Genomic DNA, 15070 nt, shown 5'->3' on the forward strand with positions numbered 1-15070 from the left:
GGCGTCAGTCCCGGGCCTTGAGAACGGCGACCAGGTCCACCCGGTCCACCGCCGTCCGCACGATCAGCCCCGCGGCGCCAACGCACAAGAGGGTGAAGGCGATGGCGAAGGCGTAGGCGCCCGGGCTGAAGACAAAGTCGAAGCTGTACATGTCGGTCTGGAAGAGCCGCATCAGCTGGACGCCGAGTCCGGTCCCCAGGAGGCACCCCGGCGCTACCGCCAACAGGGCCAGAAGCATGAGCTCGCCCAGCAGTATGTACGAGGCTTCCGCCCGGCTGAACCCCAGGACCCTGAGGGTGGCGAGATCCCGCTCCTGCTCGGCGAAGGTCACCCGCGAGGCGGAGAAGGCGACTCCGCCCGCCATGACGGCGGCGAAGACCAGGTAGATGGTGGTCATCACCCCAACGCCATCCGCATAAGCCTTGCGCATGGAGGCCTCGGCCTGGCGCAGGTAGCTGACGCCGGCGATTGAGGGGGTCTCCTTGAGGCGCGCGTTGAGGGATTCGAGGTGGGCCGGGTCCAGACGGACATGGACGCCCGAGATCATGTCGGGCTCGCGGATCAGCCGCCCAAGGCTGTCGAGGTCCATGTAGGCCGCGGACCCAAGGACGGGATCGACGATCCTCGACACCCGGACCTGGCCCTCGACCTGTCGGCCGGCGACCTGGCGGACCTCGAGGAGGTCTCCGGGGTCTGCGTCCAGCTTCTCGGCGAGGGCCCGTGACAGGGCGATCCCGGAAACGGGGGGCTCTACCGCCCGTCCCTCCCGGTCGACAGGACGGCTGAGGCGGGCGTCAGGCGGCAGCCCGAGGATCATCTCGCGGACCTCCCGCCCGTCCTTGCCGAAGCGCACTTCCTCGGCCCGGAAGGGCTCGGCCGCCAGTACCCCCGGCAGGCGCGAGGCGGCGTGCAGACCAGAAATCCCCCGGGGCTCGGCGAAGGTCAGGGTGGCGTCCTGCCGGTTCGAGATCGAGAAGTGCACCCTTAGCAGCTGGTCCATCACCGCCGGAAACGCGCCCGCCACCACAAGCAGGGCGATGGCCAGGGCGACCCCGGCCAGGGTGCTGAGGGCACGCCTGGGAAACCGGCCGATCCGTCGCAGGATGATCCGGGACTTGGCGTCGAGGCGACGGGCGAGAAGGTCGGAACCCTCTCCCGTGCGGCCGTAAACCGGGGGCCGGGGAGGGGCCAGCGCCTCTGCAGGCGGCAGTCGGACGGCCTGCCTGACCGCGAGGACGGCTCCGGCGCTGACGGCCGCCAGGGCGATGGCCCAGGCGCCGGCGAGGATCATCGGTCCCGCCCGGAAGGCCAGTTCGGGAAGGTGGTAGTAGGCGCGGTAGAGGTCGGCCACCCCCCGGCCCAGGACGAGGCCGGCGACGGTCCCGAGGGCTGCGCCGATCAGGCCGATCAGCAGGGCGCTCCGGCCATAGTGAGACGCCACCGCAAGGTCGCCATAGCCGAAGGCCTTGAGCAGGCCGATATTCGACCGCTCGGTGGCGATCATCCGTCCGAGGGCGATGTTGACCAGGAAGGCCGCCACCAGGAGGAAGATGGCCGGCAGGAAGATCGCCATTGTCGAGAGCTGTTTGAGCTCCTCGCTCAGGAACCGGTCCGACATCATCCGGTCCCGGCCAAATGCGCCGCCGGACCCGTGCGGGGCGAGCAGGGCGTCGATGGACCTGAGGGTCGCAGTCCAGTCAGCCTCGGGCTCCAGCCGGAAGACGACCTCGTTGAAGGCGCCCTCCATGTCGTAGGCGCGAGCCAGGGCCTGTCGACCCATCCAGATCACGCCGAACCGTTCAGGCTGGGGGAAGAGTTCGCCAGGCGCAGCGACAAAGACAAACTCCGGTGAATTGGCCACGCCGACCAGCTTCAGAAGCCTCTGGCTTCCGTGGATCACCGCAGACAAGGAGTCCCCCGGGTTCAGGTCCAGGGCGTCGGCGAAGGCCTCGCTGACCACGACTTCTTCCATGTGTGCAGGATCGGGCCAGCGGCCGCGGACCATGGCCAGGTCATTGACGGCGGGGCGTCCCTGCCCTGGCAGGGAGACCAGGCGCGCAGAGGCCGGCTCGCTCTGGCCGGGAATGTCCAGGAGGGCGTATCCTGACACCCGGGTTTCCAGCGCCCGTACGCCCGGCAAGGCCGCCAGCTGGCCCGAGATCCGCTCGGGCGCCCGGACGACGAGGGCGTCGACATCCATCATCCGGTAGGCGTCGTAGTAGGCGTCCCGGGTCTGTGAGAGAGAGGCGCGCATGCCCGCCGCCATGATCAGGGTGGACAGGCCGCAAGCCAGCACCAGGGCGATGGCGGCGGCGTGGAGCCGCATGCGCCAGACATCCCGCAGGAGCTTGCGGTCGAGGGGATTGAGCCCCCGCCTCACCACTTCAGGTCCGAGGGCCGGGCCCTGACGGTATTGGTCTCGATGGCGCGGATCCGTCCGTCGAGGAAGTGGATCACCCGCGTCCCGAGCCGGGCGACATCGGCGTTATGTGTCACAACAAGGGTGGTCGAACCGTAGCGACCGTTAATCTCCACCAGGGCCTCCAGCACGCGTACGCCGGTCTGCAGGTCCAGGGCGCCGGTAGGCTCGTCGCAAAGCAAGAGGGTAGGGCGCTTGGCGAGGGCGCGGGCCACAGCCACCCTCTGTTGTTCACCGCCGGACAACTGGGCGGGGAAGTGGTCCATGCGAGCCGACAGGCCGACCAGGTCGAGGGCTTCTTCCGCTGGCAGGGGCTGGTCCGCGATCTCCCGGACCAGGTCGATGTTCTCACGCGCTGTCAGGCTGGGGATCAGGTTGTAGAACTGGAAGATGAAGCCCACGTTCCGCCGCCGGTAGGCAGTCAGGCCCCGGTCATCCAGACGGGTGAGGGAGGTCCCGCGGAAGGCGACCTCGCCGGAGGTCGCCCGGTCCAGGCCTCCCAGGATGTTGAGCAGGGTCGACTTGCCCGAACCCGACGGGCCAAGCAGGACGATCAGTTCGCCCTCTGCGATGTCGAGGTCGATGTCGCGCAGGGCGTGAACCGCAGCGGGTCCCGATCCATAGGTCCTGCAAAGGCCGCGGGTGCTCAGGACAGGCGTTCCGGCGGGCGCAGTCCGGCTCACGGGCCAACTCCGGGCGATCCGCCTCACAGGAACAGGTGAGGCTGGCGAAGGTTAGGCCAGGCTGCTGCTCTGCGCATCTCCGGGAAATCCCGACCCTGACCGTAGACAAGATCCCGGCGCGGCCTTGGGCTGCACCCCTCGGGGTTGGCGCGGCAGGGGACCAGACAAGACCTTTCTCCACCGCCTTCACCCTGGCGCCCGGTGGGAGGCGGCAACAGGGGACGGCGGCCGTCCCTCCAGCCTGACCCGGATGTCCTGACGGAGTTCGCCGAGACCCGACAGGTCGCCGCCGGGGGCTTGATCCGCATCTGACGCCCTCCCATTGCGCCGGCCCCGCCGGGGGGCTATCTGGCGGGCCTTCCCATTCCTCGATCCGCGAGCCCGCAAGCCCCATGGCGCAGCAGTACATTTTCCAGATGCAGGGCCTGACCAAGGTCTATCCCGGCGGCAAGAAGGTGTTCGAGAACATCTGGCTGTCCTTCTATCCGGACGCCAAGATCGGTGTGGTCGGGGTCAACGGCTCCGGTAAGTCCACCCTGCTGAAGATCATGGCCGGCCTGGACAAGGAGTTCAGCGGCGAGGCCAGGGCCGCAGATGGCGTGAAGATGGGCTACCTCGAGCAGGAGCCCCAGCTCGACCCGGCCCTCAACGTCCGCCAGAACGTGGAGTCCTGGTGCGAGGAAAAGCGCCTTGTCGCCCGGTTCAACGAGGTCGCCGGCCAGCTGGGCGAGGACTACACCGACGAGCTCATGGAGGAGATGACGACCCTCCAGGAGCAGATCGACGCCGGTGACATGTGGGACATCGACTCAAAGGTCGAGATGGCCATGGACGCCCTGCGCTGCCCGCCGGACGACTGGGGCGTGGAGAACCTCTCGGGGGGTGAGAAGCGGCGGGTGGCCCTGGCGCGCCTGCTCCTGTCCAAGCCCGACATGCTGCTGTTGGACGAGCCCACCAACCACCTGGACGCCGAGAGCGTGGCCTGGCTGCAGCATCACCTGGAGGCCTTCCCGGGCTGCGTCATCCTGGTGACCCACGACCGCTACTTCCTGGACCAGGTGACCAAGTGGACCCTGGAGCTCGACCGCGGCAAGGGCATCCCCTACGAGGGCAACTACTCCGGCTGGCTGGAGCAGAAGACCAAACGGATCGTCCAGGAGCAGTCCGAGAGCGAAGCCCGCCAGCGCGCCATGACCCGCGAGCTGGAATGGGTGCGGTCCGGCGCCAAGGCCCGCCAGGCCAAGTCCAAGGCCCGTCTCGCCGCCTACGAGCGCATGGTCGCCGAGCAGGAAAGCTCCCGGCAGGCCCAGACCTTCGCCGCCATCCAGATTCCGCCCGGCCCGCGTCTGGGCAATGTGGTGCTGGAAGCTTCCCACCTTTCAAAAACCTATGGCGACAAGGTTCTTTTCAAGGACCTTTCGTTCAAACTCCCGCCCAATGGCATTGTCGGCGTCATCGGTCCCAACGGCGCCGGCAAGTCGACCCTGTTCCGCATCATCACCGGCCAGGAACAGCCCGACGAGGGGACCTTCCGCCTCGGCGAGACCGTCAAGCTGGCCTATGTCGATCAGAGCCGCGACGCCCTCGATCCCAACAAGACCGTCTGGCAGGAAGTCTCGGGCGGCCTCGACATCCTCACGGTCGGCAAGCGCGAGATCAACACCCGGGCCTATGTGGGCTCCTTCAACTTCAAGGGCGGCGACCAGCAGAAGAAGGTGGGCCAGCTGTCCGGCGGTGAGCGCAACCGCGTCCACCTGGCCAAGACCCTGACCACCGGCGGCAACGTCATCCTCCTCGACGAGCCGACCAACGACCTGGATATCGAGACCCTGCAGAACCTCGAGGAGGCCCTTGAGGAATTCGCAGGCTGCGCGGTGATCATCAGCCACGACCGCTGGTTCCTCGACCGCCTGGCCACCCACATCCTGGCCTTCGAGGGTGACAGCCATGTGGAGTGGTTCGAGGGCAACTTCGAGGCCTACGAAGAGGACAAGAAGCGCCGCCTCGGCGCCGACAGCCTCATCCCCCACCGGATCAAGTTCCAGAAGTTCTCGCGGTAGGGTTCGAGGCTCGGTTGACCCCCTCACCGGGCTTCGCCCGGAGCTCCCCCTTGGGGGAGCAATTGGGCGCTGTAATTCCTCCCCCAAGGGGGAGGTGGACCGCGAAGCGGGCCGGAGGGGGTCTGCCGAGGGGCCGTTGACCCCTTCTGTCGGCTTTGCCGACAGCTCCCCCTGAGGGGAGCAATTCCCGCTCCAGTTCCTCGCCTCTGGGGGCGAGGCGCCGGGACGGAGGGGGAACTCCGGCGGCTCCCCCGACCCCTTCAACCACGCGGTCAGGATCTCGCCGAATAACTGAGGATCGGCGCCAGCCAGCGTTCGGCCGTGGAGCGGTCCCAGCCCTTGCGGCGCGCGTAGTCCTCGACCTGGTCGCGGTCGATCCGGCCAACGCCGAAATAGTGGCTTTCCGGGTGGCTGAAGTAGAGGCCGGATACGCTGGAAGGCGGGTCCATGGCGAAGCTCTCGGTCAGGGTGATCCCGGTGCGGGGAGTCGCCTCCAGGAGCCGGAAGAGCTCGGCCTTCTCGGTGTGGGCGGGCTGGGCCGGATAGCCTGCGGCCGGACGGATGCCCCGGTACGTCTCGCCGATCAGGTACTCCAGGTCGAAGACCTCGTCGGGCGCATAGCCCCAGAGCTCGGTGCGGACCTTGCGGTGCAGGGCTTCGGCCAGGGCCTCCGCCAGCCGGTCGGCCAGGGAGGTGGCCAGGATGGCGGAATAGTCATCGCCGTCCCTGCGGAACCGCTCGGCCATCTCGATCTCGCCGTGGCCGGCGGTGACGGCGAAGCCGCCCAGCCAGTCCGGAGGCCCGCCGACCGGCGCGATGAAGTCCGACAGGGCGAGGTTGGCCCTGTCGCCCTCGGTGCGGACCATCTGCTGGCGCAGGGTGTGGAAGCGGCCGGCGACCTGGGTGCGCGCCTCATCCGCATAGACCAGGATGTCGTCACCCTCGGCCTGGGCCGGCCAGAACCCGACGGTCGCCTTGGCGGTCAGCCAGCGCCCCTGGATCATGCGGTCGAGCATCCGCCGCCCGTCAGCATAGAGGTCCCGCGCGGCCTGACCGACGACTTCGTCCTCGAGGATTGCCGGGAAGCGGCCGAACAGCTGCCAGCTGGCGAAGAAGGGGGTCCAGTCGATGTGCTCGGCAAGGTCTGAGAGGTCCCAGTCCTCGAAGGTCTTGAGGCCCGTGAAGGAGGGGCGCGGCGGCGGCGTCTTCGTCCAGTCCGTGGCGAAGGCGCGCCGGCGGGCGTCAACGAGGCTCATCCGGCCCCGGTTGTCCTGGCCGCGCTCGAACTGCTCGCGCACCCGGGCGTACTCCGCGACGGTCTCGGCAGTGAAGCGCTCACGCTCGGTGGGGGAGAGCAGGGCCGAGACCACGCCCACGGCCCGGCTGGCGTCGAGGACGTAGGTGGTCGAGCCCGAGGGGTAGGCCGGGGCGATCTTCACTGCCGTATGGGTCTTGGAGGTCGTGGCGCCGCCGATGAGCAGGGGCATGCGGAAGCCCCGCCGCTCCATCTCCGAGGCCACGAAGACCATCTCGTCGAGGCTCGGGGTGATCAGGCCGGACAGGCCGACCATGTCCACCGTCAGGCGCTCGGCCTCGTCGAGGATGCGGTCGGCCGGGACCATGACGCCCAGGTCGAAGACCTCGTAGTTGTTGCACTGCAGGACTACGCCGACGATGTTCTTGCCGATGTCGTGGACGTCGCCCTTGACGGTGGCCATGAGAACCCGACCGGCGCTCTGGCGCTCCTGGCCGGCGCTCTCGGCCTCCATGAAGGGCAGGAGCCAGGCCACGCCTTGCTTCATGACCCGCGCTGACTTCACCACCTGGGGCAGGAACATCTTGCCTGCGCCGAACAGGTCGCCGACCCGGTTCATGCCGTCCATCAGGGGGCCTTCGATGACCTCCAGGGGCCGCCCCGCCGCCAGCCGGGCCTCCTCCACGTCGGCTTCGATGTAGTCGGTGACCCCGTGGATCAGGGCGTGGGCCAGGCGCTCGGCCACCGGCGCCTCGCGCCAGGCCAGGTCGGGTCCCTTCGCCTCGGACTTCCCGCCCTTGTAGGCCGGCGCCAGCTCCACCAGCCGTTCAGTGTTGGTCAGGGCCGGATCGCGCCGGGGCCGGTTGAGGATGACGTCCTCGACGGCGTCCCTCAGCTCGGTCGGGATGTCATCGTAGACCGGCAGGTCGCCTGCGTTGACGATGCCCATGTCCAGGCCCGCGCCGATGGCGTGGTAGAGGAAGACCCCGTGGATCGCCCGGCGGACGGGTTCGTTGCCCCGGAAGCTGAACGAGACGTTGGAGACCCCGCCCGAGACCCGGGCGTGGGGCAGGTGGGCCTTGATCCATCGGGTCGCCTCGATGAAGTCGACGGCGTAGTTGTCGTGCTCCTCGATCCCGGTGGCGACCGCGAAGATGTTGGGGTCGAAGATGATGTCCTCGGGGGGGAAGCCCACCTCGTCCACCAGGGTCTTGTAGGCGCGGGCGCAGATCTCGGTCTTGCGCGCCAGGGTGTCGGCCTGGCCCTTTTCGTCGAAGGCCATGACCACCACCGCCGCGCCATAGCGCAGGCAGGCGCGGGCCTGCTTCAGGAAGGCCGCCTCGCCCTCCTTCAGGGAGATGGAGTTGACGATGGCCTTGCCCTGTACGCACCGCAGGCCCGCCTCGATCACCTCCCACTTGGAGGAGTCGATCATCACTGGCGCCCGGGCGATGTCGGGTTCTGCGGCGATCAGGTTGAGGAAGGTGGTCATGGCCCGCACGGAGTCGAGCAGGCCCTCGTCCATGTTGACGTCGAGGATGGCGGCGCCGGCCTCCACCTGCTGGCGGGCGACGGACAGGGCCTCGGGATAGTTCCCCTCGGCGACGAGCTTGCGGAAGCGGGCGGAGCCGGTGACGTTGGTCCGCTCGCCGATGTTGACGAAGGTCGGCCTCATGACAGCTCCAGGGGCTCCAGGCCCGACAGGCGCATGGCGCGCGGACGCTCGGCCGGCTTTCGTGGGCTGAGGCCCTGTACCGCCCGGGCCACGTGGGCGATGTGGTCCGGGGTGGTGCCGCAGCAGCCGCCCACGATGTTGACGATGCCGTCCTCCGCCCACTGGTGAAGCGAATGGCCGGTCTCGTGCGGCTGTTCGTCGTATTCGCCCATGGCGTTGGGCAGGCCCGCGTTGGGATAGGCGCTGACCAGGGTGTCGGCCACCCGCGACAGCTCGGCGATGTGGGGGCGCATCAGGTCCGCGCCCAGGGCGCAGTTCAGGCCAATGGCGAAGGGCCGGGCGTGGCGGACGGAGTTCCAGAAAGCCTCGACGGTCTGGCCGGAGAGGGTCCGTCCCGACCGGTCCGTGATGGTGCCCGAGATCCAGATGGGCAGGGGCTCGTAGCCCTCGTCCTTGAGGTCCAGGATGGCCTTGATGGCCGCCTTGCAGTTCAGCGTGTCGGTGATGGTCTCGACCAGGTAGAGGTCCACGCCGCCCTCATTCAGGGCGATGACCTGCTCGCGATAGGCCTGGTAGACCTCCTCGAAGGTGACCGAGCGGGCGCCGGGATCGTTCACGTCCGGCGACATGGACAGCATCTTGTTGAGGGGCCCGATGGAGCCGGCGACGAAGCGCGGCTTGTGCGGCTCGGCGGCGGTCCAGCGGTCGGCGGAGGCCCGCGCCAGGCGGGCGCCCTCCAGGTTGATGTCCCGCACCGCCGCCTCCAGGCTGTAGTCCGCCTGGGCGATGGTGGTGGCCGAGAAGGTGTTGGTCTCGGAGATGTCCGCCCCGGCGCCGAAATAGGCGTCGTGCAGCTCGGTGATGATGTCCGGGCGGGTGATGCAGAGGAGGTCGTTGTTGCCCTTCAGCTGGCCAGGATGGCCGGCGAAGCGGTCGCCCCGGTAGTCGGCCTCGTCGAGGCCGCGCTTCTGGATCATGACGCCCCAGGAGCCGTCGAGGACCAGGATGCGCTCCCGGGAGGCGGCCTTGAGGGCGGCGATGCGCTCTGTGCGGGTCATCTGGAAAGTCTCTCCTGTCAGGCCGCCCCTCATCCCTGTCCTCCTGCTTCGGTCCGCTCGCGCAGGCCGAGGATCCGGCAGATGGCGTAGACCAGGTCGGCCCGGTTCAGGGTGTAGAAGTGGAAGTCGGAATAGCCTTCCTCGGCCAGCTTGACGCACATCTCGGCGGCCACGCCTGCAGCGATCATGCGGCGGGTCTCCGGGTCCTTGTCCAGGCCCTCGAACAGGCTCCCGAGCCAGCCGGGCAGGGGGATGCCCACGGGGCCCGCCATGCGCTTCAGGCCCTTGAAGTTCGAGACCGGCATGATGCCTGGCGAGATGGGAATGGTGACGCCGGCCCTGCGGACCCGGTCCATGAACCGGAGGAAGCCGTCGGTGTCGTAGAAGAACTGGGTGATGGCCCGGGTCGCGCCAGCGTCGATCTTGGCCTTGAGCACGTCGATGTCGTGATCGACCGATCCGCTTTCGGGGTGGGTCTGGGGATAGAGGCTGACGCTGACCTCGAAGGGGCCGATGGCGCGGATGCCCGCGGTCAGCTCGGTGGCGTTCAGGTAGCCGTCCTCCCGGGGGAGATAGACCCCGCCGATCTGGCCCGGCGGATCGCCGCGCAGGGCCACGATATGCCGGACCCCGGCGTCCCAGTAGTCTCGGATCACCTCGTCCACCTCGGCCCGGCTGGCGTCGACGCAGGTCAGGTGGGCGGCGGGCGACAGGCGGGTCTCCGCCAGGATGCGGGTCACCGTGCGATGGGTCCGGTCGCGGGTGGAGCCCCCGGCGCCGTAGGTGACGGAGACAAAGGCGGGGTTCAGCGGCGCCAGCCGGCGGATGGCCTCCCAGAGCGAGGCTTCGGCCTCCTCGGTCTTGGGCGGGGAGAACTCGAAGGAGACGGAGGGCGGGCTTGCGAGGCCGGCCCCCGCGCGGGCGATAGGCCCAAGGGCGGGTTCGGTCATGCAGGGCTCCTTTGGGCGGTCCAGACACAGACGGTCAGGCCGCCGGTACGGTCGGGAGGAAGGGTTTCGAGGTCGACCTGGGGAAGGCCTGCACTGACCAGCCAGCGCTTCATTTCCGCGGCGGCGAAGCCCAGGCGGCGATGCTGGTGCTGCTCACGAAGCACTTCGAGGGAGTGAGGGGCGAAGTCCACGATGACCAGACGCCCGCTGGCTCCGATCAATCGTCCCGCCTCTCGAACCGCAGCCGCCGGATCCCCGAGGTAATGAAGCACCTGATGAACGACGACCAGGTCGGCGCAGCCGTCCGGGAGGCGCGTGGAGAAGATGTCTCCGTGACGAAGCTCGACCTGTTTCAGGCCTGCCGCCTCAACCCGCGCCCGGGCGACATTCAGCATCTGCTGGGAGAGATCCAGGCCGATACAGGACTTCGACCTCTCGCCGAGGAGGGTGAGCATGCGACCCGACCCCGTCCCCAGGTCCACCAGCCTCTGGAAGGGACCCGGCCCGGCGGCCCGCAGGATGGCCGCCTCCACCTCAGCCTCGGCCACATGCAGAGATCTGATCTCGTCCCAGGTGGCGGCGTTTCGGGCGAAGTAATGGTCGGCGGCGTTCCGACGCTCGGCGCGCACGGCCTCCAGCCGCTCGGCGTCGCGGGTGAGGGCGGCGTCCGCAGGATCGAGCCCGGCCAGTACCTGGTCGGCCAGGCTTCGCGCATGGCCCGGGGCGGCGGAGCGATAGAAGACCCAGGCGCCGTCCGGGAACCGTTCGACGAGGCCGGCCTCGGCCAGCAGTCGAAGGTGCCGCGAGACCCGCGGCTGGCTCTGGTCGAGCACCTTGCAGATCTCCAGCACCGCCAGCTCCTCGCGCGCCAGGAGGGCGAGAATGCGCAGCCGCGAGGGCTCGCCCGCGGCGCGCAGCACCTCGACTGTACGATCGGCGCTCAACATCAGCGCATAAAGATATCTTTATGTCTTTATGTCAACCCGCCGGGCTCAGGCGGCCCCGTCGAGCACCCCGCCGAGGATGTCGAACAGCTTCCCGATCTCGGCCTCGCTGATGATAAGGGGGGGCGACAGGGCGATGATGTCGCCCGTCGCCCGGACCAGGAGACCCGCCTTCAGCGCCTTGACCAGAACCTCATAGCCGCGGGCGCCCGGAGCGTCCGGCCGGGGCGCCAGCTCGATCGCCCCCATCAGGCCGATGTTCCGGATGTCGATCACGTTGGGCTTGCCGCGCAGGGCGTGGAGGCTGTCCTCCCAGGGGCCTGCCAGGGACTTCACGCGGGTGAAGAGGCCGTCGCGCCGATAGATTTCCAGGCTCGCCAGGGCCGCGGCGCAGGCGACGGGATGCCCGGAATAGGTATAGCCATGGAAGAACTCGATGGCCGCCGGCGGGCCCTGGACTATGGCGTCATGGACCTTCCGGTTGGCGAAGACCGCGCCCATGGGCAGGGCCCCGTTGGTGATGCCCTTGGCGGTGGTCATGATGTCCGGGGTGACGCCCAGTGCCTGGGCGGCGAAGGGCTCGCCCAGCCGGCCGAAGCCGGTAATGACCTCGTCGAAGATCAGCAGGATGCCGTGCCGGTCGCAGACCGCCCGCAGGCGCTCCAGGTAGCCCTTGGGCGGCGGCAGGACCCCCGCCGAACCGGCCACGGGCTCGACGATGACGGCGGCGATGGTCTCGGCCCCGTGCAGGGCGACCAGCCGCTCGACCTCGTCCGCCTTCTCAGCCCCATGCTCGGGCAGTCCGCGGGAGAAGGCGTTGCGCTCCGGGTCGAAGGTATGGGCGATGTGGTCGGCGCCCGGCAGGGTGAGATAGGTCCGACGGTTATTGACGAGGCCGCCGACCGAAATCCCGCCGAAGCCGACGCCGTGATAGCCCTTCTCGCGGCCGATCAGGCGCACCCTCTGGCCCTCGCCACGGGCCCGGTGATAGGCCAGGGCCATCTTCAGGGCGGTGTCCACCGACTCCGAGCCCGAATTGGTGAAGAAGATCCGGTCGAGGCCGGGCGGCGCGACCTCCGAGAGGGCCGCCGCCAGCCGGAAGGGCAGGGGATGGCCCATCTGGAAGGTCGGGGCGAAGTCCAGGGTGGCCAGCTGCCGGGACACCGCGGCGGTGATCTCCTCCCGGGCGTGGCCGAGGTTGCAGCACCAGAGGCCGGCGGTGCCATCCAGGACCTCATCGCCATCCACCGTGCGGTAGTACATGCCGCTGGCCTCAGCCAGGAGGCGAGGGGCGTCCTTGAACTGCCGGTTGGCCGTGAAGGGCATCCAGAAGGCCGACAGGTCCGGCCGGTTGTCCCCGTAGTCCGCGCTCATGCCCTTGCCCCTCTCGCTCAGGAACCGGTGGCATCTTAGCGCCTCCGACCGTGATTGCGAGGCTTGCCACCCCGCAGGGGCGCGCTTATCAGCCGATGGTCGGACAGACGGGCGATCAGGCCTGCGCCGTATCAGGGGAGACCGCCATGCAGCATCAACGCCTGGGCCGCAGCCCGATCGTCGTTTCCAAGATCTGCATGGGGACCATGACCTTCGGGTCGCAGGCGGACGAGAAGACCGCCCACCGGATCCTCGACCGGAGCCTCGAGGCCGGGATCAACTTCTTCGACACCGCGGAGAACTATCCGGTGCCCCCCCAGGAATCCTGGGCAGGCCTGACCGAGGAGATCTTCGGTCGCTGGATGAAGACCAGGCGCCGGGACGAGATCATCCTGGCGACCAAGGTCTGCGGCCCCAGCCATGGCTGGATCAAGGGCTCCCAGCGCGCCGGCATGACGGCCCTCGACCGTCACAACATCACCCGCGCCATCGAGGACAGCCTTCGCCGCCTGGGCACCGACTATGTCGACCTCTACCAGACCCACTGGCCGGACCACGGCGCCCGCTACGAGGACGCCCTGGAGACCCTGGACGAGCTGGTCCGGGCCGGGAAGGTGCGGGTGCTCGGATGCTCCAACGAGACCTCCTGGGGCCTGATGAAGGCCCTGTCGACCTCGGAGCGCGAGGGCTTCGCCCGCTACGAGACCATCCAGAACAACCACAGCCTGAACAACCGCCGTTTCGAGGACGACCTGGCTCAGGTCTGCCGGCAGGAGGGGGTCAGCTCGATCCCGTACTCGCCCCTCGCGGGCGGCGTGCTGTCCGGCAAGTACAATGGCGGCGCCCTGCCGGCCGGGGCCCGTTTCAGCCGCTACCTTGAGCTGGGCGGCCGGCAGGCGACCATGGCGCGCCGCTTCGTCAACGAGAAGAGCCTGTCCTCGACCGAGCGCTTCGCGAAGATCGCCGCCGAGGCGGGCATGTCCCTGGTCACCCTCGCCACCGCCTGGTCCAAGCAGCATGACTTCGTGGCCTCGACTATCGTCGGAGTGACCCGCGAGGACCAGCTGGACGACATCTTCGCGGCCGCGGATCTAGTGCTGTCGCCGGAGATCCTGAAAGCTATCGATGAAATCAGCCGGGATATCTTGTACCCCATGGGCTGAGACACCCGAACAGGACCCGCCCCTTGACCGCGCCGGCTCCGATCCTTGCTGACCTTGCGGGCGCGCGTCCGGTCCCTCAGAACCCGGCTCTGGGGATTCTCCTTCGCGTCCTCGCCATGGCCCTCATGGCGCTTCTCGCCGCCGTTGTGAAGTTCTGCGCGGAGCGGGGCGTGCCCGTTCTGGAGATCATCTTCTTCCGGAACGCCTTCGCCTTCATCCCCGTGCTGCTCTACATCTGGAAGACCACCGGCTTCGGGGTGCTGCGGACGCGCCGCCCCGGCGCTCACCTCGTGCGCTCCACCGTGGGCCTGACCGGCATGGTTTGCGGCTTCACCGCCGTCAGCCTTCTTCCACTGACCCAGTCGACTGCGATTTCGTTCTCGGCCCCGCTGTTCATGGTCGCCCTGTCGGCACTTATCCTGAAGGAACCGGTTGGCGTCCACCGCTGGATGGCCGTGGCCGTGGGCTTCATCGGCGTCCTGATCATGATCCACCCGGATCCCCGCCAGTTCGTCGGAGCCGGCGTCCTCTTCGCCATTGCGGCGGCCGTCGGATCCGCTGGCGCCATGATCGCCATCCGGGAAATCAGCCGCACCGAGCCTGGACCGACCATCGTCTTCTACTTCACCCTCGCAGGCACCGTTCTAGGGCTGATGAGCCTGCCCTTCGGTTGGGTCCTGCCATCACCCGGCACACTGGCGCTTCTGGTAGGCGCAGGTCTCATCGGCGGAACGGGACAGCTGCTCCTGACCGAAGCTATCCGCCGGGCTCCGGTGGCTGTCGTGGCCCCGTTTGACTATACCCAGCTCCTCTGGGCGGGGCTTATCGGTTTTCTGATATGGGGAGAGACCCCCGCTGTCCTCACCCTCGTCGGCGCTATTGTTGTCGCCGCAAGCAGCAGCTATATTCTCTGGCGCGAAATCGGGGGTGTGCGCCCCTAGGGCTGCCCGAGGCTTGGAGAGCGACATGCGGTATCGTTTGACCCTCGCCGCGATGGGCGCGGCAATTGTTATGTCGGCAGCTGGTTCGGCGTCCGCGGCGATCACGGTGCTGGGCGGCGGCTTTGCAGAGGCTTGTTCGCAGGCCGCCGTGGCCGGCGAGGTGGACAGAAAGTTCGAGGAGCTCTGTACGCTGGCCCTCGACTCAGAGGCGCTGAATCAGAGGGATCGCGCCGGAACCCTGGTGAACCGGGGCGTCTTCAAGCTCCGACGGCAGGAGTACTCGTCCGCGCAGCGGGACTTCGACGCCGCGATCCGCCGCGCGCCCGCCATGGGTGAGGCCCTCGTCAACCGCGGCGCGGCGCGGATCGGCCTCAAGGCGCCGGAAGCTGCGCTTGCGGACATCAACCAGGCGATCGAACTGGGCGTCTCCGAACCCGCGAAGGCCTACTATAACCGTGCCCTCGCCCATGAGCGGCTGGGGGACCTCAAGTCTGCTTGGCTCGACTATACAAAGGCTTCGGAACTCGCTCCCGAGTGGTCGACGCCGA

11 protein-coding genes are annotated in these 15070 nt (G+C 68.4%); 4 read left to right on the top strand and 7 right to left on the bottom strand.

Going from position 1 to position 15070, the window contains the following annotated elements:
- Window positions 1–4: 4 nt before the first annotated feature.
- Together INE98_RS12590 and INE98_RS12595 are read right to left on the bottom strand one after the other, a co-directional pair.
- Window positions 5–2380 carry an ABC transporter permease gene (locus INE98_RS12590; RefSeq protein ID WP_293539276.1) on the bottom strand — a complete coding sequence of 792 codons (2376 nt, stop codon included), beginning with the start codon at window positions 2378–2380 and terminating at the stop codon, window positions 5–7.
- The gene (locus tag INE98_RS12595; protein WP_293539277.1) at window positions 2377–3102 is read right to left on the bottom strand and encodes an ABC transporter ATP-binding protein; all 726 of its coding nucleotides are present in this window, start codon (window positions 3100–3102) and stop codon (window positions 2377–2379) included. The genes INE98_RS12590 and INE98_RS12595 overlap by 4 nt, the downstream gene beginning before the upstream one ends.
- 392 nt (window positions 3103–3494) lie before the next feature.
- On the opposite strand from INE98_RS12595, the gene ettA reads away from it, so the two are divergent.
- Window positions 3495–5162 (top strand): energy-dependent translational throttle protein EttA, encoded by a 1668-nt coding sequence (gene ettA, locus INE98_RS12600; RefSeq protein ID WP_293539278.1) that lies wholly within the window; start codon window positions 3495–3497, stop codon window positions 5160–5162.
- Between the two features lie 272 nt (window positions 5163–5434).
- Here ettA and metH read toward each other — a convergent pair whose 3' ends face one another.
- Genes metH through INE98_RS12625 form a run of 5 tightly spaced genes read right to left on the bottom strand, consistent with a single transcriptional unit; the run spans window position 5435 to window position 12418 of the window.
- The gene (gene metH, locus INE98_RS12605; protein ID WP_293539279.1) at window positions 5435–8092 is read right to left on the bottom strand and encodes a methionine synthase; all 2658 of its coding nucleotides are present in this window, start codon (window positions 8090–8092) and stop codon (window positions 5435–5437) included.
- Complete coding sequence (locus INE98_RS12610) at window positions 8089–9150, bottom strand: homocysteine S-methyltransferase family protein (protein ID WP_293539280.1); 1062 nt, start codon at window positions 9148–9150, stop codon at window positions 8089–8091. Before INE98_RS12610 ends, metH begins: the two co-directional genes overlap by 4 nt.
- A gap of 29 nt (window positions 9151–9179) precedes the next feature.
- Window positions 9180–10100, bottom strand: a complete 921-nt coding sequence (gene metF / locus INE98_RS12615) for a methylenetetrahydrofolate reductase [NAD(P)H] (protein ID WP_293539281.1) — start codon at window positions 10098–10100, stop codon at window positions 9180–9182.
- On the bottom strand, window positions 10097–11050 hold the full coding sequence (locus INE98_RS12620; RefSeq protein WP_293539286.1) for a metalloregulator ArsR/SmtB family transcription factor: 954 nt from the start codon (window positions 11048–11050) through the stop codon (window positions 10097–10099). Before INE98_RS12620 ends, metF begins: the two co-directional genes overlap by 4 nt.
- 42 nt (window positions 11051–11092) lie before the next feature.
- A complete protein-coding gene (locus tag INE98_RS12625) occupies window positions 11093–12418 on the bottom strand; it encodes an aspartate aminotransferase family protein (RefSeq protein ID WP_293539282.1) in 1326 nt (441 codons plus the stop codon).
- Between the two features lie 146 nt (window positions 12419–12564).
- Here INE98_RS12625 and INE98_RS12630 point away from each other — a divergent pair, with 146 nt between their 5' ends.
- The 3 genes from INE98_RS12630 to INE98_RS12640 all read left to right on the top strand — a co-directional run.
- Complete coding sequence (locus tag INE98_RS12630; protein ID WP_293539283.1) at window positions 12565–13581, top strand: aldo/keto reductase; 1017 nt, start codon at window positions 12565–12567, stop codon at window positions 13579–13581.
- Between the two features lie 23 nt (window positions 13582–13604).
- Entirely contained in the window at window positions 13605–14522 is a 918-nt protein-coding gene (locus INE98_RS12635) for a DMT family transporter (protein WP_293539284.1), read from the top strand.
- Between the two features lie 25 nt (window positions 14523–14547).
- Window positions 14548–15070, top strand: a 523-nt coding sequence (locus tag INE98_RS12640) for a hypothetical protein (protein ID WP_293539285.1), incomplete at its 3' end; no start/stop codon positions are given.

The sequence above is a fragment of the Phenylobacterium sp. genome (assembly GCF_020253645.1).
In the GTDB taxonomy this organism is placed as follows: Bacteria; Pseudomonadota; Alphaproteobacteria; order Caulobacterales; family Caulobacteraceae; genus Phenylobacterium.

What these genes read in the sequence shown, in the direction of transcription:
- INE98_RS12625 (WP_293539282.1), bottom strand. Translation starts at nt 12,418, where the DNA reads ATGAGCGCGGACTACGGGGACAACCGGCCGGACCTGTCGGCCTTCTGG.
- ettA (WP_293539278.1), top strand. Translation starts at nt 3,495, where the DNA reads ATGGCGCAGCAGTACATTTTCCAGATGCAGGGCCTGACCAAGGTCTAT.
- metH (WP_293539279.1), bottom strand. Translation starts at nt 8,092, where the DNA reads ATGAGGCCGACCTTCGTCAACATCGGCGAGCGGACCAACGTCACCGGC.
- INE98_RS12630 (WP_293539283.1), top strand. Translation starts at nt 12,565, where the DNA reads ATGCAGCATCAACGCCTGGGCCGCAGCCCGATCGTCGTTTCCAAGATC.
- INE98_RS12610 (WP_293539280.1), bottom strand. Translation starts at nt 9,150, where the DNA reads ATGACCCGCACAGAGCGCATCGCCGCCCTCAAGGCCGCCTCCCGGGAG.
- metF (WP_293539281.1), bottom strand. Translation starts at nt 10,100, where the DNA reads ATGACCGAACCCGCCCTTGGGCCTATCGCCCGCGCGGGGGCCGGCCTC.